Raw genomic sequence first — 22,565 nt, 5'->3', positions numbered from 1 at the left:
CAGAGATGCTCAAGGATCAGGACCGCATTTTCACCAACCTCTACGGGATGCATGAGCGCAGCCTGAAGGGTGCCATGAAGCGCGGGCATTGGGACGGCACGGCCGAGATCATCAAGCGCGGCCGCGACACGATCATCGAGCAGGTCAAGGCGAGCGGATTGCGCGGCCGGGGCGGCGCGGGCTTCCCGACCGGGCTCAAGTGGTCGTTCATGCCGAAGCAGTCGGACGGGCGGCCCTCCTATCTGGTGATCAACGCCGACGAATCCGAGCCTGGGACGTGCAAGGACCGCGAGATTATGCGGCACGATCCGCATACGCTGATCGAAGGCGCGCTGATCGCCTCTTTCGCGATGGGGGCCAACACCTGCTACATCTACCTGCGCGGCGAATACATCCGCGAGCGCGAGGCTTTGCAGGCCGCCATCGACGAATGTTACGACGCGGGGCTCCTGGGCAAGAACGCGGCCAAGTCGGGCTGGGACTTCGACCTCTACCTGCACCACGGGGCAGGGGCCTATATCTGCGGCGAGGAAACCGCACTTCTGGAAAGCCTGGAAGGCAAGAAGGGCATGCCCCGGATGAAGCCGCCGTTCCCGGCGGGTTCGGGGCTTTACGGCTGCCCGACCACGGTGAACAACGTGGAATCCATCGCGGTGGTCCCGACCATCCTGCGCCGGGGGCCGGAATGGTTCGCCTCCTTCGGGCGGCCGAACAACGCGGGGACCAAGCTCTTCGGCATCTCGGGCCATGTGGTGAATCCCTGCGTGGTCGAGGAGGCGATGTCGATCCCGCTGAAGGAACTCTTGGACCGCCATTGCGGCGGCGTGCGCGGCGGGTGGAAGAACCTGAAGGCGGTGATCCCCGGCGGGTCCTCGGTGCCCCTGCTGACCCAGGCGCAATGCGACGACGCGATCATGGATTTCGACTGGCTGCGCGAGCAGCGCTCGGGCCTGGGCACCGCGGCGGTGATCGTGATGGACCAGTCGACCGACGTGATCAAGGCGATCTGGCGGCTGTCCAAGTTCTACAAGCACGAGAGCTGCGGCCAGTGCACCCCCTGCCGCGAGGGAACCGGCTGGATGATGCGGGTCATGGACCGGCTGGTCCGCGGCGAGGCGGAGGTCGAGGAGATCGACATGCTTCTGTCCGTCACGAAGCAGGTCGAGGGCCACACGATCTGCGCGCTCGGCGATGCGGCGGCCTGGCCGATCCAAGGCCTGATCCGCGCCTTCCGCGACGAGATCGAGGACCGGATCAAGGCCAAGCGCACCGGGCGCGTCAGCGCGGTCGCGGCGGAGTGATGCGGATGGCGCTGGCCCTTTCGGTGACGCTTGTGCAAGCGGCCTGCGTGGCGACGGCTCCGGCCGTTTCCGTGGTGCAGGGTCCGGTGCGCGTCACGAATGGCGGCCAGCCGTTCCAGATGTGGGAGGGCGCGCTGGCCCGCAAGGCGGCGGATGCGCAATGCGGGGCAGGGGGCGTCAAGGTCTCGATCTACGACCGTTACGACCGGGCGACCGGCGCATGGGTCTATCCCGAGGGCTGCGCATGACGAATGGCGTCACCTTCGGTCACAAGGCGCTGATGACGGCGGTCTGTCATGGCATATCAAGGCGGTTCGGCCCCATCTCCGGGCTACATGCAGCCAAGGAGGCCCTGATGCGCCCGTTCGTTCTGACCCTGACCCTGACCGCAGCCCTTGCCGCGCCCGCCTTTGCGCTGGTGCCGATCAACGAAGAGCCGGTGATCGGCGAAAAGCTCCTGCAGGGTTTCATCGGCGATGCGATTGCCGACAATTGCCCGACGATGCAGGCCCGCAAGCTGCGCGCCCTGGGCGAGTTGAACAAGCTGCGCGATTACGCGCTGGCGCAGGGCTATCCCTCGGACGTGGTGCGCGAGTTCGTCACCTCGAAGGAGGAGAAGGCGAAGTTCAAGGCGAAGGCCGCCGACTGGCTGAAGGCCAAGGGGGCCGAGCCGGGCAAGCCGGAGGCCTATTGCCGGATCGGCGAAGAGGAAATCGCCAGGCAGAGCCTGATCGGCTCTCTCCTGAGGTCGACGCGATGAGCGCCGGGCAAGAGACATATCACGGATGCGCGGCGGTGGTCCTTCACCGCTGCGGGCAAGGGGCGGCGGAGTAGGGCCATGACCAACCTCAAGAAGATCAACATCGACGGTATCGAGGTCGAGGTCGATGGCGCGATGACCATCATCCAGGCGGCCGAGACCGCCGGGGTGGAGATCCCGCGCTTCTGCTACCACGAGCGCCTGTCGATCGCGGGCAACTGCCGGATGTGCCTGGTCGAGGTGGTGGGCGGCCCGCCGAAGCCCGCGGCCTCTTGCGCGATGCAGGTGCGCGACCTGCGGCCGGGCCCGAATGGCGAGGCTCCGGTCGTCAAGACCAAGTCGCCGATGGTGAAGAAGGCCCGCGAGGGGGTGATGGAGTTCCTGCTCATCAACCACCCGCTCGACTGCCCGATCTGCGACCAGGGCGGCGAGTGCGACCTGCAGGACCAGGCGATGGCCTATGGCGTGGACTTCTCCCGCTACCGCGAGCCGAAGCGGGCGTCCGAGGACCTGAACCTCGGGCCGCTGATCAAGACCGCGATGACGCGCTGCATCTCCTGCACCCGCTGCGTGCGCTTCACCACCGAGGTCGCGGGCATCACCCAGATGGGCCAGACGGGCCGCGGCGAGGACAGCGAGATCACCAGCTATCTGAACATGACGCTGGATTCGAATCTGCAGGGCAACATCATCGACCTTTGCCCGGTCGGCGCCCTGACCTCCAAGCCCTATGCCTTCACCGCCCGGCCCTGGGAACTGACCAAGACCGAGACCGTGGACGTGATGGACGCGCTGGGGGCCTCGATCCGGGTTGACACCAAGGGCCGCGAGGTCATGCGCATCCTGCCGCGCAACCATGACGGCGTGAACGAGGAATGGATCAGCGACAAGACGCGTTTCGTCTGGGACGGGCTGCGCCGGCAGCGGCTGGACACGCCCTATATCCGCGAGAACGGCAAGCTGCGGAAGGCGGGCTGGGGCGAGGCGCTGACGAAGGCGGCCGAGGCGATGAAGGGCAGGAAGGTCGCGGCGCTGGTCGGCGATCTGGCCCCGGTCGAGGCCGTGTTCTCCCTCAAGCAGCTGGTCGAGGGGCTGGGCGGCAAGATCGAATGCCGCACCGATGGCGCGAAGCTGATCGCCGGCAACCGTTCGGGCTATGCCGGCACGGCGCGGATCGAGGATATCGACACGGCGGGCGGCATCCTCCTGATCGGGACCAATCCCCGGATCGAGGCCCCGGTGCTGAACGCCCGGATCCGCAAGGCCTGGACCAATGGCGCGGTCGTGGGCCTGATCGGCCAGGCGGCGGACCTGACCTATGAATATCACCACATCGGCACCGACCGGGTGGCGCTGGCGGACCATGTGAAAACGGCCGAGACCGCGCCGCCGGATGCCAAGCCGGGCGTGGTGATCGTCGGCCAGGGCGCGATCAACGAGGCGGATGGCGAGGCGGTCTTGGCCCATGCCATGCGCATCGCGGAAGCGCGCGGCGCGAAGCTTCTGATCCTGCATACGGCCGCGTCGCGCGTCGGCGCGATGGATGTGGGCGCGGTGACCGAGGGCGGGCTGTCCATGGCGGTCGAAGGCGCTCAGGTGATCTACAACCTGGGCGCGGATGAGGTCGAGATCATCCGCGATGGCGCGGATGCGCCCTTCGTGATCTATCAGGGCAGCCATGGCGACCGTGGCGCGAACCGGGCCGACATCATCCTGCCGGGCGCCGCCTGGACCGAGGAGAACGGGCTGTTCGTCAACACCGAGGGCCGCCCGCAACTGGCGTTCCGCGCCGGCTTTGCCCCCGGCGAGGCCAAGGAGAACTGGGCCATCCTGCGCGCGCTTTCGGCCGAGCTTGGGGCGACGCTGCCCTGGGATTCGCTGGCTGCCCTTCGGGCCGCGCTGGTGAAGGCGCATCCGGTGCTGGGCCGGGTGGATGAAGTGGCGGAGAACCCGTTGCAACCGATCGAGATGAAGCATCTGGGCAAGGCGAATTTCCGCAATGCGATCAAGGATTTCTATCTGACGAACCCGATCGCCCGGGCCTCCTCGGTGATGGCCGAGCTGTCGGCCATGGCCAAGGCGCGGGCCGCCACCGCGCTGGCGGCGGAGTGACCATGCAGCAGCCGCTGACCCTTCTGGCGACCCTGGGCACCGCGACCGCGGCGCTGGGGGCTTGCGCGCCACAGGCAGAGGTGTCAGAGGATCGCGGCCAGCCGGTCCATGCGGGGATCCAGACGATCCTCCTGGACGACGACATGGTCGGCGTCGGCGTCGCATTGCGCGGCGCGGCCGACCGCGCCGACGTCGAGGCCCATGGCCGCTGTGCGGCAGCGCAATATGCGCTGGATCGGGGCTACGGGTTCGCGCGGCATGTGCGGACCATCGTGAGGAAGGACGGGCAGTCATGGTACGGGGATGCGGTCTACCTCATCTCGGCCGGGCGGCCCGGGGGCCTGCACACCATCGACGCCGGACGGGCGGTGACGGAATGTGCCGGGCTTGGAATACCGACGGTTTGAGGATGAGGGACTGACATGGACGGGTTCTTTGCCACGGGGTTCGGAACGGCGGTGCTGATCGCGGCGCAAAGCCTTCTGATCGTGGGCTTCGTGATGATCAGCCTTCTCTTCCTGGTCTATGGCGACCGGAAGATCTGGGCCGCCGTGCAGATGCGGCGCGGTCCGAACGTGGTGGGGCCCTTCGGCCTGCTGCAATCGGTGGCCGACGCGCTGAAATATGTCGTCAAGGAAATCGTGATCCCCGCCGGGGTGGACCGGCCGGTCTTCTTCCTCGCGCCGATGCTGAGCTTCATCCTGGCGATCCTCGCCTGGGCGGTGATCCCCTTCGATGACGGCTGGGTGCTGGCCAACATCAACGTCGCGATCCTGTTCGTCCTCGCCGTGTCCTCGCTCGAGGTCTACGGCGTGATCATGGGCGGCTGGGCCTCGAACTCGAAATACGCCTTCCTCGGCTCGCTTCGTTCGGCGGCGCAGATGATCTCCTACGAGGTGTCGCTGGGCCTGATCATCATCGGGGTGATCATCTCGACCGGGGGGATGAGCTTCTCCTCGATCGTGGCGGCGCAGGATGGGAACTGGGGCCTCTTCAACTGGTACTGGCTGCCGCATTTCCCGATGGTCTTCCTGTTCTTCATCAGCACCCTGGCCGAGACCAACCGCCCGCCCTTCGACCTGCCGGAAGCGGAATCGGAACTGGTGGCCGGGTTCATGGTGGAATATTCCTCGACCCTCTACCTCTTGTTCATGGCCGGCGAATACATCGCGATCTTCCTGATGTGCGCGCTGATCAGCCTGCTGTTCTTCGGCGGCTGGCTCTCGCCGATCCCCGGCCTGCCCGATGGCTGGTGGTGGATGGTCGGCAAGATGTGGGTCTTCTTCTTCATGTTCGCCATGGTGAAGGCCATCGTCCCCCGCTACCGCTATGACCAGCTGATGCGGATCGGCTGGAAGGTCTTCCTGCCGCTGTCGCTTGCCTGGGTGGTGATCGTGGCGTTCCTCGCGAAATTCGAAGTGCTGGGCGGCTTCTGGGCCCGCTACACGATTGGAGGCTGATGATGGCCAATATCGACTGGTCCCGGGCCACGAAATACTTCCTGCTCTGGGATTTCCTCCTGGGCTTCAAGGTGGGGTTCAAGTATTTCTTCGCGCCGAAATCGACGGTGAACTACCCGCACGAGAAGGGGCCGCTGTCGCCCCGCTTCCGGGGTGAGCACGCGCTGCGCCGCTATCCGAACGGCGAGGAACGCTGCATCGCCTGCAAGCTGTGCGAGGCGGTCTGCCCGGCGCAGGCGATCACCATCGACGCCGAACCGCGCGAGGACGGCAGCCGCCGCACCACGCGCTACGACATCGACATGACCAAATGCATCTACTGCGGCTTCTGCCAGGAAGCCTGCCCGGTCGATGCCATCGTCGAAGGCCCTAACTTCGAATTCTCGACCGAGACCCGCGAGGAACTGTTCTACACCAAGGAGAAACTCCTGGAGAACGGCGAACGCTGGGAGGCCGAGATCGCCCGCAACCTCGAACTCGACGCCCCTTACCGCTGATGACCGAAGACCTCGCCAAGATGTTCGCCGCGATGATGGAGCAGGGCCAGAAGATGGCCCAGGCCTTCATGCCGGGCATGGAGAACTTCGACGCGAAGGCGATGGAAAAGTTCTTTCCGACGATGCCGAAGGAACTCCTGGAGATGTGGTTCGGCAAGACCTTCAACCCCGAGGGGCTGGACGCGCGGACCCGCTTCCTGGTCACCATCGCGGCGCTGACCGTGCTGGGGCCGGTGGGCGAGCCGCAATTGCGGATGACGATCAGGAACGGCCTTGCGGCCGGGGCCACCAAGCGCGAGATCGCGGAAGTGATCTGGCAGATGTCCATGTTCGGCGGGTTGCCCGCCATGCAGAAGGCGCTGGAAATCGCCCAGTCCGTCTTCGCCGAGACCCCTGAGGAGAAAGACGCATGACCGTCTTCAGCTTTGCCTTCTACCTCTTCGCCGTGATCACGGTGACGGCCGGCCTGATGGTCACCCTGTCGCGCAACCCGGTGCATTCGGTGCTCTGGCTGATCCTGACCTTCCTGTCGACCTCGGGCCTCTTCGTGCTTCTGGGGGCGGAGTTCGTGGCGATGCTCCTCGTCATCGTCTATGTCGGCGCGGTGGCGGTGCTGTTCCTCTTCGTGGTGATGATGCTCGACATCGACTTCGCCGCGCTGAAGGGGGAACTCGCGCGCTACATGCCGCTGGGGCTGCTGATCGGCGTCGTCCTTCTGATGCAGATCGCCATCGGCATCGGCGTCTGGACCGTGGCCGATGGGGCCGAGGGGCTGCGCCAGGCGGTGGCGCCGACCGAGATCGAGAATACCCGGGCGCTGGGGATGCTGCTCTACGACAGGTATTTCCTGCTGTTCCAGCTTGCCGGCCTGATCCTGCTGGTCGCGATGATCGGCGCGATCCTCCTGACGCTGCGCCACCGCAGGGACGTCAAGCGGCAGAACGTGCTGGCCCAGATGTGGCGCGACCCGGCCAAGGCGATGGAACTGAAGGACGTGAAGCCGGGGCAGGGGTTGTAATCATGCGCGCCGCTCTGCTCCCATTCATTGCGCTAAGCGCCTGTATCGCCGGGGAGGACGTCGGCGGCGTACCGGTGATTAGCGACACGAGTGCCGTAGCGGATGCTGGTCCTGTCAATGAAGGCAATGGAGTCGTCGGACTTGTTTCGGGCGGAATGACCGACACAGGCGCACAGCAGTGGCAGTATACTCAACTGGAATGCGCGACAGGGTCCTATGTTGTCATCAGCACCTATGATGAAATGGGCGTATCGGAACGGAGAGCATTCCGGCTGGCCAGATACGTCAAAGATCAGCGCAACGCAGGTACGACCGCCAGCCTGGAAACGTTCTTCAAGGCGTCCGCGAAAGCAGGAATGAGGCCACTGCAAAACCAGTTCCACAAGGGATGGGCAGACGAGAGCGGCTGCAAGAAGTTCTATCCGAGTGTCAAGCGAAACTGGCCGGAAATGACTGATGCAGAGAAGGCGCAGCTTGAAACTCAAAGGTCGCTGATTGCCTCTGTGGTGGGTGTGACCGTAACAAAACAATGACCGGTGCGCTGTAGCGCACCCTACGAAATCGGCCTTCGGGCCTGCGAAAGTTCGGGCCACAAGAGCCCAAGAGGGACCAGAAGATGATCGGACTTGAACATTACCTGACGGTGGCCGCGGCCCTCTTCGTCATCGGGATCTTCGGGATATTCCTCAACCGGAAGAACGTGATCGTCATCCTGATGTCGATCGAGCTGATGCTGCTGGCGGTGAACATCAACCTCGTCGCCTTCTCCTCCTATTCCGGCGATCTGGTGGGGCAGGTCTTCACCATGTTCGTCCTGACCGTGGCGGCAGCTGAAGCCGCCATCGGCCTCGCCATCCTGGTCGTGTTCTTCCGCAACCGCGGCACGATCGAGGTGGAAGACGTGAACGTGATGAAAGGCTGACCCAGATGGCATCGATCATCCTCTTTGCTCCGCTGATCGGGGCGATCATCTGTGGCTTCGGCTGGCGTCTGATCGGCGAGAGGGCAGGGCAGGTGATCACCACCTCGCTGGTCTTCCTGGCCGCCGCGCTGAGCTGGTACATCTTCCTGACCTTTGACGGGGAGACGCAGCAGATCACCATCCTGCGCTGGATCGAATCCGGAACCCTGGGCAGCGAATGGGCGATCCGCCTGGACCGGCTGACCGCGATCATGCTGGTCGTGGTGAACTCGGTCTCCGCCCTGGTCCATCTCTACAGCTTCGGCTACATGGCGCATGACGAGAACTGGCACGAGGGCGAGCATTACAAGGCCCGCTTCTTCGCCTATCTGTCGTTCTTCACCTTCGCCATGCTGACGCTGGTCACCTCGGACAACCTGGTGCAGATGTTCTTCGGCTGGGAGGGCGTGGGTGTCGCCTCCTACCTGCTGATCGGCTTCTACTACCGCAAGCCCTCGGCCAATGCGGCGGCGATCAAGGCTTTCGTGGTCAACCGCGTCGGCGACTTCGGCTTTGCGCTGGGGATCATGGGCCTGTTCTTCCTGACCGACTCGATCCGCTTCGTAGACGTCTTCGCCGCCGCCCCGAGCCTGGCAGAGACCAATCTCACCTTCCTCTGGACCGAGTGGAATGCTGCCAACCTGATCGGCGTGCTCCTGTTCATCGGCGCGATGGGGAAATCGGCGCAGCTCTTCCTGCACACCTGGCTGCCGGACGCGATGGAGGGCCCGACGCCGGTCTCCGCCCTGATCCACGCCGCGACCATGGTGACGGCGGGGGTGTTCCTGGTCTGCCGGATGTCGCCGCTTTATGAATACGCGCCGCAGGCGACCGCCTTCATCACCGTGCTGGGCGCGATGACCGCCTTCGTCGCGGCGACGATCGGCCTCGTGCAGAACGACATCAAGCGCGTCATCGCCTATTCGACCATGTCGCAGCTCGGCTACATGTTCGTGGCCGCCGGTGTGGGCGTCTATTCGGTGGCGATGTTCCACCTCTTCACCCATGCCTTCTTCAAGGCGATGCTGTTCCTGGGCGCCGGATCGGTGATCCACGCGACCCACCATGAGCAGGACATGCGCTACTACGGCGGGTTGCGGAAGCAGATCCCGATGACCTTCTGGGCCATGCTGATCGGCACGCTCGCCATCACCGGCGTGGGCATCCCGCTGACGCATTACGGCTTCGCCGGGTTCCTGTCGAAGGACGCTGTGATCGAAAGCGCCTGGGTGGGCTCCTCCTTCGCCTTCTGGCTCCTGGTCGTGGCCGCCTGCTTCACCAGCTTCTACTCCTGGCGGCTGATGTTCCTGACCTTCTTCGGCACCAGCCGCGCAAACGGTCACGAGGCGCATGGGCACGATGCCCATGGCCATGACGCCCACCACCACGAGCCGCACGAAAGCCCGATGGTCATGCTGATCCCGCTTGGGGTTCTGGCCCTCGGCGCGATCTTCTCGGGGATGCTGTGGTACAAGGTCTTCTTCGGCGACGAGGCTGCGGTGCGTGGGTGGTTCGGCATGGAGGCCGCCGCCCATGGCGAAGCGCATGGCGAGACCGCCGCCGCGCATGGCACCGAGGCCGCCCCGGCGGAAACTGCCCCGGCCGAAACCGTAGCGACCGAAGCCGCCCCGGCCGAAGCCGTTGCGACGGATGCCCAGGCCGAGACGACCCTGTCCGGCGAGTTCCAGGCCGACGTCAGCGCCGCCCCCAAGGGCGCGCTGGTGATGCTGCCCTTCACGCCTGAAGAACAGGCCGTGGTCGACACCCGCCTCGACGCCGAGAAGGCGGCCGCGGCAGAGCATGCGCCGACCACGATCATCAATGCGGCGCATGTGGTGCCGACCTGGGTCAAGCTCTCGCCCTTCGTCGCCATGCTGATCGGCTTTGCGATGGCCTGGCTCTTCTACATCCGCGACCCGAGCCTGCCGCGCCGCCTGGCCGCGCAGCAGCGCCCGCTCTACCTGTTCCTCTTGAACAAGTGGTACTTCGACGAGCTTTATGACGTGGTCTTCGTCCGCCCGGCGAAATGGATCGGCGGCTTCCTGTGGAAGCGCGGCGACGGCGACGTGATCGACGGCTCGCTCAACGGGGTGGCGATGGGGATCATCCCCTTCTTCACCCGCCTCGCAGGCCGCGCGCAGTCCGGCTATCTGTTCCACTACGCCTTCGCGATGGTGCTGGGGATCGTGATCCTCGTCACCTGGATGACGCTCTTCGGCGGCGCGAAGTAAGGGGCGCGCATAATGGAAAACCAGCTTCTCTCCATCATCACCTTCCTGCCCCTGGTCGCGGCGGTCATCCTTGCGCTGTTCATGCGCGGCGACGATGCGGCGGCGAAGAACGGGGCCCGGTGGCTTGCGCTCTTCACCACCACCGCGACCTTCGTGATCTCGCTCTTCGTCCTCTTCCGCTTCGATCCGTCGAACACCGGCTTCCAGTTCGTCGAGGAACGGCAATGGATCCTGGGCCTGAGCTACCGGATGGGCGTGGACGGGATCTCGGTCCTGTTCGTGATGCTGACCACCTTCCTGATGCCGATCACCATCGCGGCCTGCTGGAGCGTCGAGACCCGCGTCAAGGAATACATGATCGCCTTCCTGGTGTTGGAGACGCTGATGCTCGGCGTGTTCTGCGCGCTGGACCTGGTGCTGTTCTACCTGTTCTTCGAGGCCGGGCTGATCCCGATGTTCCTGATCATCGGCATCTGGGGCGGCAAGGATCGGATCTACGCATCCTTCAAGTTCTTCCTCTACACCTTCCTCGGCTCGGTCCTGATGCTGGTCGCGATGATCGCGATGTACATGGACGCGGGCACGACAAACATGGTGCAGCTTCTGACGCATGACTTCGGGTCCGAGACCTTCAGCCTTCTCGGCTTCCAGGTCGTGGGCGGGCTGCAGACGATGCTGTTCCTGGCCTTCTTCGCCAGCTTCGCGGTGAAGATGCCGATGTGGCCGGTCCATACCTGGCTGCCCGACGCCCACGTGCAGGCCCCGACCGCCGGGTCGGTGGTGCTGGCGGCGATCCTGCTGAAGATGGGCGGCTACGGCTTCCTGCGCTTCTCGTTGCCGATGTTCCCGGTGGCCTCGGACCTCCTCAGCCCCCTGGTCTTCTGGCTCTCGGCCATCGCCATCGTCTACACCAGCCTTGTGGCGCTGGCGCAGTCGGACATGAAGAAGCTGATCGCCTATTCGTCCGTCGCCCACATGGGTTACGTCACCATGGGCATCTTCGCGGCGAATCAGCAGGGCGTCGACGGCGCGATCTTCCAGATGCTGAGCCACGGCTTCATCTCCGGCGCACTCTTCCTTTGCGTCGGCGTGATCTACGACCGGATGCACACCCGCGAGATCGACGCCTATGGCGGCCTGGTGAACCGGATGCCCGCCTATGCGCTGGTGTTCATGTTCTTCACCATGGCCAACGTCGGCCTGCCCGGCACCTCGGGCTTCGTGGGCGAGTTCCTGACCCTGGTCGGCATCTTCCAGGTCAACACCTGGGTCGCCGCCTTCGCCACCACCGGCGTGATCCTCTCGGCCTCCTATGCGCTCTGGCTTTACCGCCGGGTCGTCTTCGGCGACCTGATCAAGGAGGCGCTGAAGACGATCACCGACATGGACCGGCGCGAGAAGGCGATCTTCGCGCCGCTGATCGCGATGACCCTGATCCTCGGCGTCTATCCCAGCCTTGTGACCGACATCATCGGGCCTTCGGTTTCGGCCCTGGTTACCGACTACCACGCCGCTCTGCCCGCTGACGGGGCCGAGCTGGCCATGCACTGAGGACGCCCGCGATGAACTCTGCAGATTTCCAGATCCTTCTGCCCGAGATCCTGCTGGCGGGCTATGCCATGGCCGCGCTGATGGTCGCGGTCTACACCGGCAAGGACCGGCTTGCGCCGATGCTGATGTGGGCGACCTCGGGCCTGTTCGTGGCGCTGGCGCTGTACATCGGGGCCAGCGGCGAGGGTGCGCGCGCCGCGTTCGGCGGGCTGGTCTCCGACGACCCCTTCGCCCGTTTCGCCAAGGTCACCGTCCTGCTGTCCGCCGCCGCCGTGCTGGCGATGAGCCAGGACTACATGGGCCGGCGCGGGATCCTGCGCTTTGAATATCCGATCCTCGTGACCCTTTCGGTGGTGGGGATGATGGTCATGGTCTCGGCCGCCGACCTGATCACGCTCTACATGGGGCTCGAGCTGCAGTCCCTGTCGCTTTACGTCCTGGCCGCGATGCGGCGCGACAGCGGCAAATCCGCGGAAGCGGGGCTGAAGTATTTCGTGCTGGGCTCGCTCTCCTCGGGCCTGCTGCTTTACGGTGCCTCGCTGGTCTATGGCTATGCCGGCACCACCCAGTTCGCCGGCATCCTGTCGACGCTGCAGGACGGCGTGCCGCTGGGGCTTCTGTTCGGGCTGGTGTTCATGCTTTCGGGCCTGGCCTTCAAGGTCTCGGCCGCGCCTTTCCACATGTGGACCCCGGACGTCTACGAGGGCTCGCCCACTCCGGTGACGGCCTTCTTCGCCACCGCGCCCAAGGTCGCCGCCATCGCGCTGATCGCGCGGCTGGTGCAGGACGCCTTCGGCGGCATCCCCGGCCAGTGGGGCCAGGTGCTGGCGGGGCTCTCGGTCGCCTCGATGTTCCTTGGCGCCGTGGCGGGGATCGGGCAGCGCGACTTCAAGCGGCTGATGGCCTATTCCTCGATCGCCCACATGGGCTATGCGATGATCGGTCTTGCGGTCGGCACCGCCTATGGCGTGCAGGCGGCGCTGATCTACATGGTGATCTATGTCACCATGAACATCGGCACCTTCGCCTTCATCCTGTCGATGGAGCGGGACGGCCGTCCGGTCGCCGACATCAACGGGCTGAACCAGTTCGCGAAGAAGGAACCGCTGAAGGCGCTGGCCATGCTGGTCCTGCTGTTCAGCCTTGCCGGCGTGCCGCCGATGGTGGGCTTCTTCGGCAAGTTCTACGTGCTGAAGGCCGCCGTGGATGCCGGCATGGTCTGGCTTGCCGTCGCCGGGGCCGTGGCCAGCGTGATCGGCGCCTTCTACTATCTGCGCATCGTCTACTACATGTACTTCGGCGCCGAGCAGGATCCGATCGACAGCCGCATGGCCCCGGTGCAATGGGCGATGCTGGTGGGCGTTGCCGCGATCATGGTCGTCGGCATCGTGAACCTGTTCGGGGTCGAGCCCGCCGCGGCTGTCGCGGCCGAAGCTCTTGTCCGCTGAGGCAGGCACCGGGGCGGGGCGGCATATCGCCCTGCCCGAAATCGACAGCACCAATGCCGAAGGCTTCCGCCGCGCCCCGGCGCTGGACGGCCCGACCTGGATCGTCGCCGGGCTGCAGACCGCCGGGCGCGGCCGCCGTGCCCGACCCTGGGTCAGCCCGCGCGGCAATTTCCACGGCACCCTCGTCCTGAAACCGTCCGGGCCGCCCGAGCAGGTGGCGCTGCGGTCCTTCGCCGCCGCGTTGGCGCTGCGGGATGCGCTGGTGCAGCTGACCGGCCTTCCCGCCAGCTTCGCGCTGAAATGGCCGAACGATGTGCTCTGCAACGGCGGCAAGCTGGCCGGCATCCTGCTGGAAAGCCAGGGGCTGGGCGGGCCCGATCCGGTCCTCTGCATCGGCATTGGCGTCAACCTGATCGCCGCCCCCGATCCCGCCCTTGTCGAGCCGGGCGCGGTGCCGCCGGTCTCGCTGCTGCAGGAAACCGGCCTGCGCATCACGCCCGAAGGCTTCCTCGTCGCCCTCGCCCCCGCCTATGCCCGCTGGGAGGCCCGCTTCACCGCCGGGGGTTTCGCCCCCCTGCGCGCCGAATGGCTTGCCCATGCGGCCCGGCTGGGCGAGGTGATCCGCGCCCGCACCGGGGCCGAGACCCGCGAGGGCCGGTTCGAGAGCATCGACGCCAGCGGCAACCTGATCCTGCGCACCCCGCAAGCCACCCTTGCCATCCCGGCCGCCGAAGTGTTCTTCTGACCTCTGGCGTCCTCCTGGCCGGAATGCTCCACGGGGTTGGCCATTGGTTTACGCCATTGCTTCAAGTAACCAATGGGATGTGACCTCCCGGTCCTTCGCCCCAACCCGAGATCCCGCCCATGCTTCTCGCCATCGACTGCGGCAATACCAACACCGTCTTCTCGATCTGGGACGGCAGCCGCTTCCTTGCCACCTGGCGGATCGCCACGGATCACCGGCGCACGGCGGACGAGTATTTCGTCTGGCTCTCCAGCCTGATGGCGATCCGCAAGGTCGAGGCCGAGATCACCGAGGCGATCATCTCCTCGACCGTGCCGCGCGTGGTGTTCAACCTGCGCGTCCTCTGCGACCGTTATTTCAACTGCCGCCCGCTGGTGGTGGGCAAGCCCGACTGCCGCCTGCCGGTGGCGCCGAGGGTGGACCAGGGCACCACGGTCGGCCCGGACCGGCTGGTCAACACGGTCGCCGGCTTTGCCCGGCATGGCGGCGACCTGATCGTCGTCGACTTCGGCACCGCCACCACCTTCGACGTGGTGGACAGCGACGGCGCCTATGTCGGCGGGGTGATCGCGCCGGGGGTGAACCTCAGCCTCGAGGCGCTGCACATGGCCGCCGCCGCCCTGCCGCATATCGACGTGGCGAGGCCCGCGCGCGCCATCGGCACGAATACGGTGGCCTGCATGCAGTCCGGCGTGTATTGGGGGTATGTCGGCCTGGTCGAGGGCATCGTGCGCGAAATCCGGCGGGAGCGCGAGCGGCCGACGAAAGTCATCGCGACCGGAGGGCTTGCCAGCCTTTTCGCCCAAGGAACCGAGCTATTTCATCAGATCGAGGACGACCTGACCATGCATGGCCTCGTCCTGATCAATGCATACAACAAGGAAAACCCATGAGCGCGAACCGACTGATCTACCTTCCCCTCGGTGGCGCCGGCGAGATCGGCATGAATTCCTATGTCTACGGCTACGGGCCGAGGGGGAAGGAGCGGCTGATCCTGGTCGATACGGGCGTGGCCTTTCCGGACATGGACAGCTCGCCCGGCGTCGACCTGATCATGCCGGATGTCTCCTGGCTGCATGACAAGCTGGACCGGCTGGAAGCGATCTTCATCACCCATGCGCATGAGGACCATATCGGCGCGCTGCCGCATCTCTGGCCCGAGCTGGGCAAGAAGGTCTATTGCCGCCGCTTCACCGCGACCATCGGCCGGCTGAAGTTCGAGGAGGCGGGCCTGCCCGTCGACCAGATCGTCACCGTCGAGCCGCGCCCCGCCACGGTCGAGGCCGGACCCTTCAAGGTGCAGTTCGTCCCGGTCAGCCATTCTATCCCCGAATCCTCGGCCCTGGTGATCGACACGCCCGCGGGCCGCATCTTCCACTCGGCCGATTTCAAGATCGACCACAGCCCGGTGGTGGGCGAGGCCTGGGATGACGCCCGCATCGGCGAGATCGTGGCGGAAAAGCCGGTCAAGGCGATGACCTGCGATTCCACCAACGTCTTCTCGCTGCATCCCGGCCGGTCCGAGGCCACGCTGGCCGAACCGCTGACCGAGCTGATCCGCGGCTGCACCGGCATGGTGGTGGCGACGACCTTCGGCTCGAACGTCGCGCGGCTGAAGACCCTGGCCGAGGCCGGCCGCGCGGCCGACCGCACGATCTGCGTGCTGGGCCGGTCGATGAAGCGGATGCTTTCGGCGTCGGAGGAGGCGGCGGTGCTGTCGGGCTTCCCGAAGACCGTGACGCCCGAGGAGGCGCTGGAAGTGCCGCGCCGCAACCTGATGCTGCTCGTCACCGGCAGCCAGGGCGAGCGCCGCGCCGCCAGCGCGCAGCTGTCGCGCGGCAAGTATCTCGGGCTGGAGATGAGGGAGGGGGACACCTTCCTCTTTTCCTCGAAGACCATTCCCGGCAACGAGCGCGACGTGCTGCGGGTCTGGAACGCGTTTTCCGAGATGGGCGTGCAGGTGATCGACGACCAGGGCGGCAAGTACCATGTCTCGGGCCATGCCAACCGCCCGGACCTGGAGCATGTGCACCGGCTGATCCTGCCCGACATGCTGATTCCGATGCATGGCGAGCATCGACATCTGGCCGAACATGTCCGCATCGCCACCGAATCCGGGATCGCGGCGGCGGTTGCGCCGAACGGGACGATGCTGGACCTGACCGGCGACGTGCCCGAGGTGGCGGAATACGTCGAGACCGGCCGGATCTACCTGGACGGCACCGCGATGGTCGGGGCCCTGGACGGGGTGGTGCGCGACCGGATCCGCATGGCGCTGAACGGGCATGTGCTGGTCACGCTGATCCTGGACGAGGGCGACGAGCCGATGGGCGAGCCTTGGGTCGAGATCATGGGCCTTCCCCCGGTCGGGCGGGGCGAGCGGCCGCTGGCCGAGACGCTGGAGGCCGACCTCGCACAGGTGATCGACCGGCTGGGCCGCAAGATCCTTGGCGACGACGACAAGCTGGAAGAGGAACTCCGCCGCGTCGTGCGCCAGATCTCGGTCGAGGAGATCGGCAAGAAGCCCGAGGTCACGGTGGTGATCAGCCGGCTGGTGGCGGAATAGCACGAAAGAAAAGGCCCCGCACTGCGGGGCCTTGTCGTCTCAGCCTTCGGTGCCGGCCGGGATCGTCTCCTCGGCCTCATCCGTTGGCGTGGGTTTCGGCGCGAAGCTGCGCAGGATGAAATCGGGCACATGGTCGCCCATGCCGATCACCGCCGGGCCAAGGTCGCGGTCGCGGCGCTGGTCGCGGCGGTCGTCCCGACGCTCCTCGCGCGGCTCGCGGCGATCCTGACGCTCTTCCCGGGGTTCGGGCCGGGGCTCGCGACGCTCCTCGCGCGGTTCGCGGCGCTCGTCGCGGCGGCGCGGTTCACGGCGTTCCTCGCGCGGGGATTCCTCCTCGGCCACCGCGGGCTTCGGGGTGACGACCAGCGGCTCCATCGGCGCCACTTCGTCATGGGCCTTGACCGGACGCTCGCGCTCACGCTCGCGGCTCCGGCTACGGTCGCGCCCCTTGCGCTCTTCGCGCGGGCGGTCGGGCTTGCCTTCGCGGGTGTCGGGCTCGAAGCCTTCGGGCAGGGGCGCGCGCGGGATTTCGGCCTTGATCAGGCTTTCGATCGCCTTGAGGTATTTCTCGTCCGAGGGGACGGCGATGGTGAAGGCCTTGCCCAGGCGCCCGGCGCGGCCGGTGCGGCCGATGCGGTGGACGTAATCCTCGGGGTGGGACGGCACGTCGAAGTTGAAGACGTGGCTCACGGCCGGGATGTCGAGGCCGCGCGCCGCTACGTCCGAGGCGACCAGAAGGTGCAGGCTGCCGTCGCGGAAGGCGTCCAACGTCTTCATCCGCTGCGACTGGTCAAGGTCGCCATGGATCGCCGCTGCGTTGAAGCCATGTGATTTCAGCGACTTGGCGACGACGTCCACGTCCATCTTCCGGTTGCAGAAGATGATCGCATTGGTGCAGGCCTCGCCCTCGGCGCGGATCAGGGCCCGCAGGCAGGCGCGCTTGTCGCCGAAGCTGCGGTCCTTGCGGACGGGTTTCACCTCGATCAGGCCTTGGGTGATCGTGGTCGAGGTCGTCGCCTGCCGCGCCACTTCGATCCGGGCGGGGTTGGTGAGGAAGGTGTTGGTGATCCGCTCGATCTCGGGCGCCATGGTGGCCGAGTAGAACATGGTCTGGCGGGTGAAGGGGGTCAGTTGGAAGATCCGCTCGATATCCGGGATGAAGCCCATGTCGAGCATCCGGTCGGCCTCGTCCACCACCATGATCTGCACGCCGGTGAGGAGGAGCTTGCCACGCTCGAAATGGTCCAGTAACCGGCCCGGTGTGGCGATCAGCACGTCGACGCCGCGGTCGATCAGCTTGTCCTGCTCGCCGAAGGCGACGCCGCCGATCAGGAGCGCCTTGGTCAGCTTGGTATGCTTGGCGTAGATGTCGAAGTTCTCGGCCACCTGGGCGGCCAGTTCCCGCGTCGGCGCCAGCACCAGGCTGCGCGGCATCCGGGCGCGGGCGCGGCCCTGGCCCAGAAGCGTGATCATCGGCAGGGTAAAGCTCGCGGTCTTGCCGGTGCCGGTCTGGGCGATGCCCAGCACGTCGCGGCCCTTCAGCGCCTCGGGGATGGCCTGGGCCTGGATCGGGGTGGGGGTCTCGTAGCCGGCTTCGGTGATGGCTTGCAACACGCGCGGGTCCAGCGCGAGGTCGGAGAATTTGGTCATGAGCGTCCTAATGGATGCGGTATCGGACCGCATGGATTATGGGACGCAAGTTTCCGGGCGCCCCGGCGTCTCGGCCCGTTTTGGCCGCAGTTGGCCCTTATCGCAAATGCGCGGAAGGGTCAAGGCAGCGGGAAAAGGGTCGGCCTCAGGCCATCATCTCCTTGGTCGCGGTCAGCTTGACGCCGGGATAGTCGCGCAGCACCCGGTCGATGTCCCATTGCAGGCGGGTCAGGAACACGAGATCCCCGTCGCTGTCATGCGCGATATGGCCCTTGTTCACCGCGACCAGTTTCTCGATCTCGGCCTTGTCGCCGGAAATCCAGCGGGCCGAGACGAAGTTCGAACCCTCGAAGCGGACCGGCAGCGAATATTCCAGCTCGATCCGGCTGGCCAGCACGTCGAACTGCAAGGCCCCCACGACGCCGACGATATAGCCCGAGCCGATCATCGGCTTGAACACCTTCGCGGCCCCTTCCTCGGCGAACTGCGTCAGGGCCTTTTCCAGATGCTTGGCCTTCATCGGGTCAAGCGCGCGGATGGTCTGCAGAAGCTCCGGCGCGAAACTCGGGATGCCGGTGAAGCGCAGCGACTCGCCCTCGGTCAGCGCGTCGCCGATGCGCAACTGGCCGTGGTTCGGGATGCCGATGATGTCGCCGGCCCAGGCCTCCTCGGCCAGTTCCCGGTCGGCGGCGAGGAAGAGGACCGGGTTGGTGATCGACATCGGCTTCTTCGAGCGGACGTGGAACAGCTTCATCCCGCGCTCGAAATGGCCCGAGGCGAGGCGGACGAAGGCGACCCGGTCGCGGTGCTTGGGGTCCATGTTGGCCTGGACCTTGAAGACGAAGCCGGTCACCTCGGGCTCGGCCGGATCGACCTGCCGCTCGGCCGCCTTCTGCGGCTCGGGCTCGGGGCCGAATTCGCCGATACCGTCCATCAACTCCTTCACGCCGAAGGAGTTGATCGCCGAGCCGAACCAGATCGGCGTCATCGAGCCGTTCAGGAAGGCCGCGCGGTCGAAGGCCGGCAGCAGTTCCCGCGCCATCTCCAACTCTTCGTGGAACTTCTGGAGCAGGTCGGCGGGGATGTGTTCGGCCAGCTTCGGATCGTCCACGCCGGAAATCTGGATCGATTCCGCGATCTTGTTGCGGTCGGCGCGGTCCATGATCTCCAGCCGGTCGTGCAGCAGGTCATAGGCGCCGACGAAATCCCGGCCCGAGCCGATCGGCCAGCTGGCCGGGGTCACGTCGATCGCCAGGTTCTCCTGGATCTCGTCGATGATCTCGAAGGTGTCGCGGGCCTCGCGGTCCATCTTGTTGCAGAAGGTCAGGATCGGCAGGTCGCGCAGCCGGCAGACCTCGAAGAGTTTCCGCGTCTGGCTCTCCACGCCCTTGGCCCCGTCGATCACCATGATCGCGGCATCGACGGCCGTCAGGGTGCGGTAGGTGTCCTCGGAAAAGTCGCTGTGGCCGGGGGTGTCGACCAGGTTGAAGCGATACTGGCGGAAGTCGAAGGACATCGCCGAGGCGGAAACCGAGATGCCCCGGTCCTGTTCCATCTTCAGGAAGTCCGAGCGCGTGCGCCGCGCCTCGCCCTTGGCGCGGACCTGGCCGGCCATCTGGATCGCGCCGCCGAACAGCAGGAACTTTTCGGTCAGCGTGGTCTTGCCGGCGTCGGGGTGCGCGATGATCGCGAAGGTCCGGCGGCGGGAGATTTCGGGCGGAAGGGGGGCGCGGTTTGTCATGCGCCCCCTATAGGCTGCGGTCGCGGGCATCGCAACAGAAGCAGGCTTGTGCGACTCGGGCAAGCCATGCAGGAAGAGAACATTGATAGAACATTGGAGGATGCCATGACTCTTGCGGAGATTGCCGACGAACTGGCCGCGGGCTGCCGCGAAGGGCGTGAGCGCGAGAATCTCGACCGGCTCTATGCGCCCGATGCCGTGTCGGTCGAGGCGACGGACATGGGCGGCGGGCGCGAGACCAGGGGCCTTGCGGGCATCCATGGCAAGCACGACTGGTGGGGCGCGAATTTCGACGTGCATGCCTTCGCCACCGAAGGGCCGTTCCTGCATGGCGAGGACCGTTTCGCGCTGGTGTTCGAGATGGACACCACCGACAAGGCCACGGGCGAGCGGTCGCAGGCCCGCGAGGTTGCGGTCTACCACGTGAAGGATGGAAAGATCGTCCGCGAGGAGTTCTTCTACACCGCCTGACCCCGCGCCTTGCCCTTCCGCCGCTGCCTGCTAGGCTTTGTACAAAGCAGGAGGTGATGCATGGATCTGGGGATCAGGGGAAAACGGGCGCTGGTCTGCGCATCGTCGAAAGGGCTGGGCCGGGGCTGTGCCGAGGCCCTGGCCGAGGCCGGGGTCGACCTGGTGATGAATGCCCGCGGGGCCGAGGCGCTGGAGGCGACGGCGGCCGGGATCCGGGCGAAATCCGGAGTGGATGTGGTCGCGGTCGCGGGCGATATCACCACCGAGGCGGGCCGGGCAGCGGTGCTGGCGCATGGTCCCTTCGATATCCTCGTCACCAATGCGGGCGGGCCGCCCCCCGGCATGTGGTCCGACTGGAGCCGCGATGACTTCATCAAGGCGCTGGACGCCAACATGCTGACCCCGATCGCGCTGATGCAGGCGGTCCTGCCGGGGATGATGGCGCAAGGCTGGGGGCGGGTGGTGAACATCACCAGCGTTTCGGTCAAGGCGCCGGTCTCGGTGCTGGGCCTGTCGAATTCAGCCCGGACGGGGCTGACCGGCTTTGTCGCCGGAACCGCGCGGCAGGTGGCGGGGAAAGGTGTGACGATCAACAATCTTCTGCCCGGCATCCATGCGACGGACCGGGCGGTGGCGCTGGACCAGGGCGTTGTGAAGGCCCGGGGGATCAGCATGGAGGAGGCCTTTGCCGAACGCGCCGCCACTATCCCGGCCGGGCGCTATGGCACGCCGGAGGAATTCGGGGCGGCCTGCGCCTTCCTCTGCTCGCGGCATGCCGGGTTCATCGTCGGGCAGAACATCCTGCTGGACGGCGGGGCTACGAACACGACCTTCTGATCCTGCCGGCCTCCGACCTTGCCGGGGGGGAGCGGCGCTGCTAGGAAAGCCCGAGGAATTTCCACGGGTTTCATGCCGGACAGCACCCCCCTTCGTCTCGAGGTCTCGCATCTGAGCCGCGCTTTCGGCGGGCGGCGGGTGGTGGATGACGTGACGCTGACCGTGGCGGCGGGGCAGGTGACCTGCCTTCTCGGCCCCTCGGGCTGTGGCAAGTCCACCACGCTGCGGATCATCGCGGGGGTGGAGCGGACGGACCAGGGCGAGGTGCGGATCGACGGCCGGCTGGTCGAAGGGCCAGGGGTGCATGTCCCGCCCGAGGCGCGCTCGGTGGGGCTGATGTTCCAGGATTTCGCGCTGTTCCCGCATCTGACGGTGGCCGAGAACGTGGGCTTCGGCCTGCGGGCCGAGCGGGCGCGGAAGGTGCAGAGGATCGGGGAGCTGCTTGAAAAGGTAGATCTTTCCGGCTTCGGCCAGAAGCATCCGCATGAGCTTTCGGGCGGCGAGCAGCAGCGTGTGGCGCTGGCGCGGGCTCTGGCGCCGCGTCCGCGCGTGATGCTGATGGACGAGCCCTTCTCGGGGCTCGACAACCGCTTGCGCGACGGGATCCGCGACCGCACGCTGGAGCTTCTGAAGGAAGAGGGCGCCGCCGTCCTCCTCGTCACGCACGAGCCGGACGAGGCGATGCGGATGGCGGATGAAATCGCGCTGATGCGGCAGGGCCGGATCGTGCAGAAAGGTGCGCCCTATAATGTCTACAACGCCCCGGTGGACAAGGCGGCGGCGGCCTTCTTCAGCGATATCAACGTGATACGGGGCATTTCGCGCGGGGCGCTGACCGAAACGCCCTTCGGCGCCTTCCTGACGCCGGGCCATGCCGACGGGGCCGAGGTCGAGATCGTGATCCGGCCGCAGCACCTGCGCATCGACTTCGACCGCGGCGGGCGGGGGCCGAATCCGACGCCCGAGGACGGCACGCCCGCCCGGGGCACGGTGTTGCGCAGCCGCTATCTGGGCCGCGAGAGCCTCGTCGATTTCTCGATGGATTTCGAGGGGGCGAAGCTGACCGCCAGCGTGCCGGGGGTCTTCCTGCCGAAGCCGGGGACGGTCCTGTGGCTGATGATCCGGCGCGACCGCTGTTTCGTCTTCGGGTCGCATGGCAGGAGCTGAGGTCGCGAAACGCCGGTCTGGACACCGTCTGGCAAGCGTATGGCACCTG

At 66.2% G+C, this 22,565-nt stretch carries 22 protein-coding genes; 20 read left to right on the top strand and 2 right to left on the bottom strand.

The window, feature by feature from the left end; translation table 11 throughout:
- The first annotated feature begins 5 nt into the window (after nucleotides 1-5).
- The 17 genes from nuoF (at nucleotide 6) to I7S92_RS03985 (ending at nucleotide 16,650) form a co-directional block, all read left to right on the top strand.
- Nucleotides 6-1,301, top strand: coding sequence for an NADH-quinone oxidoreductase subunit NuoF (gene nuoF / locus I7S92_RS04065; protein ID WP_197642198.1), 1,296 nt, complete (start codon nucleotides 6-8; stop codon nucleotides 1,299-1,301).
- A 5-nt stretch (nucleotides 1,302-1,306) separates the two neighbouring features.
- The gene (locus I7S92_RS04060; protein WP_197642197.1) at nucleotides 1,307-1,549 is read left to right on the top strand and encodes a hypothetical protein; all 243 of its coding nucleotides are present in this window, start codon (nucleotides 1,307-1,309) and stop codon (nucleotides 1,547-1,549) included.
- A gap of 107 nt (nucleotides 1,550-1,656) precedes the next feature.
- Complete coding sequence (locus tag I7S92_RS04055; RefSeq protein WP_197642196.1) at nucleotides 1,657-2,061, top strand: DUF5333 domain-containing protein; 405 nt, start codon at nucleotides 1,657-1,659, stop codon at nucleotides 2,059-2,061.
- Nucleotides 2,062-2,139: 78 nt separating this feature from the next.
- Entirely contained in the window at nucleotides 2,140-4,173 is a 2,034-nt protein-coding gene (nuoG, locus tag I7S92_RS04050) for an NADH-quinone oxidoreductase subunit NuoG (RefSeq protein WP_197642195.1), read from the top strand.
- 2 nt (nucleotides 4,174-4,175) lie between these two features.
- Nucleotides 4,176-4,580 carry a YNQ4 family lipoprotein gene (locus I7S92_RS04045; RefSeq protein ID WP_197642194.1) on the top strand — a complete coding sequence of 135 codons (405 nt, stop codon included), beginning with the start codon at nucleotides 4,176-4,178 and terminating at the stop codon, nucleotides 4,578-4,580.
- A gap of 15 nt (nucleotides 4,581-4,595) precedes the next feature.
- Complete coding sequence (gene nuoH / locus I7S92_RS04040; RefSeq protein WP_197642193.1) at nucleotides 4,596-5,633, top strand: NADH-quinone oxidoreductase subunit NuoH; 1,038 nt, start codon at nucleotides 4,596-4,598, stop codon at nucleotides 5,631-5,633.
- A gap of 2 nt (nucleotides 5,634-5,635) precedes the next feature.
- Entirely contained in the window at nucleotides 5,636-6,130 is a 495-nt protein-coding gene (gene nuoI, locus I7S92_RS04035) for an NADH-quinone oxidoreductase subunit NuoI (protein ID WP_197642192.1), read from the top strand.
- Nucleotides 6,130-6,543: a carboxymuconolactone decarboxylase family protein gene (locus tag I7S92_RS04030; protein WP_197642191.1), complete on the top strand. Its 414-nt coding sequence runs from the start codon at nucleotides 6,130-6,132 to the stop codon at nucleotides 6,541-6,543. The genes nuoI and I7S92_RS04030 overlap by 1 nt, the downstream gene beginning before the upstream one ends.
- The gene (locus I7S92_RS04025; RefSeq protein ID WP_197642190.1) at nucleotides 6,540-7,148 is read left to right on the top strand and encodes an NADH-quinone oxidoreductase subunit J; all 609 of its coding nucleotides are present in this window, start codon (nucleotides 6,540-6,542) and stop codon (nucleotides 7,146-7,148) included. The genes I7S92_RS04030 and I7S92_RS04025 overlap by 4 nt, the downstream gene beginning before the upstream one ends.
- A gap of 2 nt (nucleotides 7,149-7,150) precedes the next feature.
- Entirely contained in the window at nucleotides 7,151-7,681 is a 531-nt protein-coding gene (locus I7S92_RS04020) for a hypothetical protein (protein ID WP_197642189.1), read from the top strand.
- Nucleotides 7,682-7,764: 83 nt separating this feature from the next.
- Entirely contained in the window at nucleotides 7,765-8,070 is a 306-nt protein-coding gene (nuoK, locus tag I7S92_RS04015) for an NADH-quinone oxidoreductase subunit NuoK (RefSeq protein WP_197642188.1), read from the top strand.
- Between the two features lie 5 nt (nucleotides 8,071-8,075).
- A complete protein-coding gene (nuoL, locus tag I7S92_RS04010; protein WP_197642187.1) occupies nucleotides 8,076-10,340 on the top strand; it encodes an NADH-quinone oxidoreductase subunit L in 2,265 nt (754 codons plus the stop codon).
- A gap of 12 nt (nucleotides 10,341-10,352) precedes the next feature.
- Nucleotides 10,353-11,891 (top strand): NADH-quinone oxidoreductase subunit M, encoded by a 1,539-nt coding sequence (locus I7S92_RS04005; protein ID WP_197642186.1) that lies wholly within the window; start codon nucleotides 10,353-10,355, stop codon nucleotides 11,889-11,891.
- Nucleotides 11,892-11,902: 11 nt separating this feature from the next.
- Nucleotides 11,903-13,339, top strand: a complete 1,437-nt coding sequence (nuoN, locus tag I7S92_RS04000; protein WP_197642185.1) for an NADH-quinone oxidoreductase subunit NuoN — start codon at nucleotides 11,903-11,905, stop codon at nucleotides 13,337-13,339.
- Nucleotides 13,329-14,084, top strand: a complete 756-nt coding sequence (locus I7S92_RS03995) for a biotin--[acetyl-CoA-carboxylase] ligase (RefSeq protein WP_197642184.1) — start codon at nucleotides 13,329-13,331, stop codon at nucleotides 14,082-14,084. The genes nuoN and I7S92_RS03995 overlap by 11 nt, the downstream gene beginning before the upstream one ends.
- A gap of 119 nt (nucleotides 14,085-14,203) precedes the next feature.
- The gene (locus tag I7S92_RS03990; RefSeq protein ID WP_197642183.1) at nucleotides 14,204-14,977 is read left to right on the top strand and encodes a type III pantothenate kinase; all 774 of its coding nucleotides are present in this window, start codon (nucleotides 14,204-14,206) and stop codon (nucleotides 14,975-14,977) included.
- Nucleotides 14,974-16,650 carry a ribonuclease J gene (locus I7S92_RS03985; protein ID WP_197642182.1) on the top strand — a complete coding sequence of 559 codons (1,677 nt, stop codon included), beginning with the start codon at nucleotides 14,974-14,976 and terminating at the stop codon, nucleotides 16,648-16,650. Before I7S92_RS03990 ends, I7S92_RS03985 begins: the two co-directional genes overlap by 4 nt.
- Before the next feature lie 39 nt (nucleotides 16,651-16,689).
- Here the strand turns inward: I7S92_RS03985 and I7S92_RS03980 are convergent, their stop codons facing one another.
- Nucleotides 16,690-18,300 (bottom strand): DEAD/DEAH box helicase, encoded by a 1,611-nt coding sequence (locus I7S92_RS03980; protein WP_197642181.1) that lies wholly within the window; start codon nucleotides 18,298-18,300, stop codon nucleotides 16,690-16,692.
- A 145-nt stretch (nucleotides 18,301-18,445) separates the two neighbouring features.
- A complete protein-coding gene (locus I7S92_RS03975) occupies nucleotides 18,446-20,041 on the bottom strand; it encodes a peptide chain release factor 3 (protein WP_197642180.1) in 1,596 nt (531 codons plus the stop codon).
- Between the two features lie 105 nt (nucleotides 20,042-20,146).
- Between I7S92_RS03975 and I7S92_RS03970 the strand changes: the two genes are divergently transcribed.
- From I7S92_RS03970 to I7S92_RS03960, 3 genes are all read left to right on the top strand, one after another.
- Entirely contained in the window at nucleotides 20,147-20,512 is a 366-nt protein-coding gene (locus I7S92_RS03970; RefSeq protein WP_197642179.1) for a nuclear transport factor 2 family protein, read from the top strand.
- Nucleotides 20,513-20,572: 60 nt separating this feature from the next.
- Nucleotides 20,573-21,349, top strand: coding sequence for an SDR family oxidoreductase (locus I7S92_RS03965; protein WP_197642178.1), 777 nt, complete (start codon nucleotides 20,573-20,575; stop codon nucleotides 21,347-21,349).
- A 72-nt stretch (nucleotides 21,350-21,421) separates the two neighbouring features.
- On the top strand, nucleotides 21,422-22,516 hold the full coding sequence (locus I7S92_RS03960; protein WP_197642177.1) for an ABC transporter ATP-binding protein: 1,095 nt from the start codon (nucleotides 21,422-21,424) through the stop codon (nucleotides 22,514-22,516).
- Nucleotides 22,517-22,565: the final 49 nt, after the last annotated feature.

The sequence above is a fragment of the Tabrizicola soli genome, assembly GCF_015999335.1.
In the GTDB taxonomy this organism is placed as follows: Bacteria; Pseudomonadota; Alphaproteobacteria; order Rhodobacterales; family Rhodobacteraceae; genus Tabrizicola; species Tabrizicola soli.
Note: the sequence above shows the minus strand (reverse complement) of the source record. Positions and strands in the feature narration are given on the sequence as shown.

What these genes read in the sequence shown, in the direction of transcription:
- I7S92_RS03970 (WP_197642179.1), top strand. Translation starts at nt 20,147, where the DNA reads ATGACTCTTGCGGAGATTGCCGACGAACTGGCCGCGGGCTGCCGCGAA.
- nuoG (WP_197642195.1), top strand. Translation starts at nt 2,140, where the DNA reads ATGACCAACCTCAAGAAGATCAACATCGACGGTATCGAGGTCGAGGTC.
- I7S92_RS04030 (WP_197642191.1), top strand. Translation starts at nt 6,130, where the DNA reads ATGACCGAAGACCTCGCCAAGATGTTCGCCGCGATGATGGAGCAGGGC.
- I7S92_RS03980 (WP_197642181.1), bottom strand. Translation starts at nt 18,300, where the DNA reads ATGACCAAATTCTCCGACCTCGCGCTGGACCCGCGCGTGTTGCAAGCC.
- I7S92_RS03975 (WP_197642180.1), bottom strand. Translation starts at nt 20,041, where the DNA reads ATGACAAACCGCGCCCCCCTTCCGCCCGAAATCTCCCGCCGCCGGACC.
- I7S92_RS04060 (WP_197642197.1), top strand. Translation starts at nt 1,307, where the DNA reads ATGGCGCTGGCCCTTTCGGTGACGCTTGTGCAAGCGGCCTGCGTGGCG.
- I7S92_RS04055 (WP_197642196.1), top strand. Translation starts at nt 1,657, where the DNA reads ATGCGCCCGTTCGTTCTGACCCTGACCCTGACCGCAGCCCTTGCCGCG.
- nuoF (WP_197642198.1), top strand. Translation starts at nt 6, where the DNA reads ATGCTCAAGGATCAGGACCGCATTTTCACCAACCTCTACGGGATGCAT.
- I7S92_RS03960 (WP_197642177.1), top strand. Translation starts at nt 21,422, where the DNA reads ATGCCGGACAGCACCCCCCTTCGTCTCGAGGTCTCGCATCTGAGCCGC.
- I7S92_RS04020 (WP_197642189.1), top strand. Translation starts at nt 7,151, where the DNA reads ATGCGCGCCGCTCTGCTCCCATTCATTGCGCTAAGCGCCTGTATCGCC.
- nuoK (WP_197642188.1), top strand. Translation starts at nt 7,765, where the DNA reads ATGATCGGACTTGAACATTACCTGACGGTGGCCGCGGCCCTCTTCGTC.
- nuoI (WP_197642192.1), top strand. Translation starts at nt 5,636, where the DNA reads ATGGCCAATATCGACTGGTCCCGGGCCACGAAATACTTCCTGCTCTGG.
- nuoN (WP_197642185.1), top strand. Translation starts at nt 11,903, where the DNA reads ATGAACTCTGCAGATTTCCAGATCCTTCTGCCCGAGATCCTGCTGGCG.
- I7S92_RS04025 (WP_197642190.1), top strand. Translation starts at nt 6,540, where the DNA reads ATGACCGTCTTCAGCTTTGCCTTCTACCTCTTCGCCGTGATCACGGTG.
- nuoL (WP_197642187.1), top strand. Translation starts at nt 8,076, where the DNA reads ATGGCATCGATCATCCTCTTTGCTCCGCTGATCGGGGCGATCATCTGT.
- I7S92_RS04005 (WP_197642186.1), top strand. Translation starts at nt 10,353, where the DNA reads ATGGAAAACCAGCTTCTCTCCATCATCACCTTCCTGCCCCTGGTCGCG.
- I7S92_RS04045 (WP_197642194.1), top strand. Translation starts at nt 4,176, where the DNA reads ATGCAGCAGCCGCTGACCCTTCTGGCGACCCTGGGCACCGCGACCGCG.
- I7S92_RS03990 (WP_197642183.1), top strand. Translation starts at nt 14,204, where the DNA reads ATGCTTCTCGCCATCGACTGCGGCAATACCAACACCGTCTTCTCGATC.
- I7S92_RS03965 (WP_197642178.1), top strand. Translation starts at nt 20,573, where the DNA reads ATGGATCTGGGGATCAGGGGAAAACGGGCGCTGGTCTGCGCATCGTCG.
- nuoH (WP_197642193.1), top strand. Translation starts at nt 4,596, where the DNA reads ATGGACGGGTTCTTTGCCACGGGGTTCGGAACGGCGGTGCTGATCGCG.
- I7S92_RS03985 (WP_197642182.1), top strand. Translation starts at nt 14,974, where the DNA reads ATGAGCGCGAACCGACTGATCTACCTTCCCCTCGGTGGCGCCGGCGAG.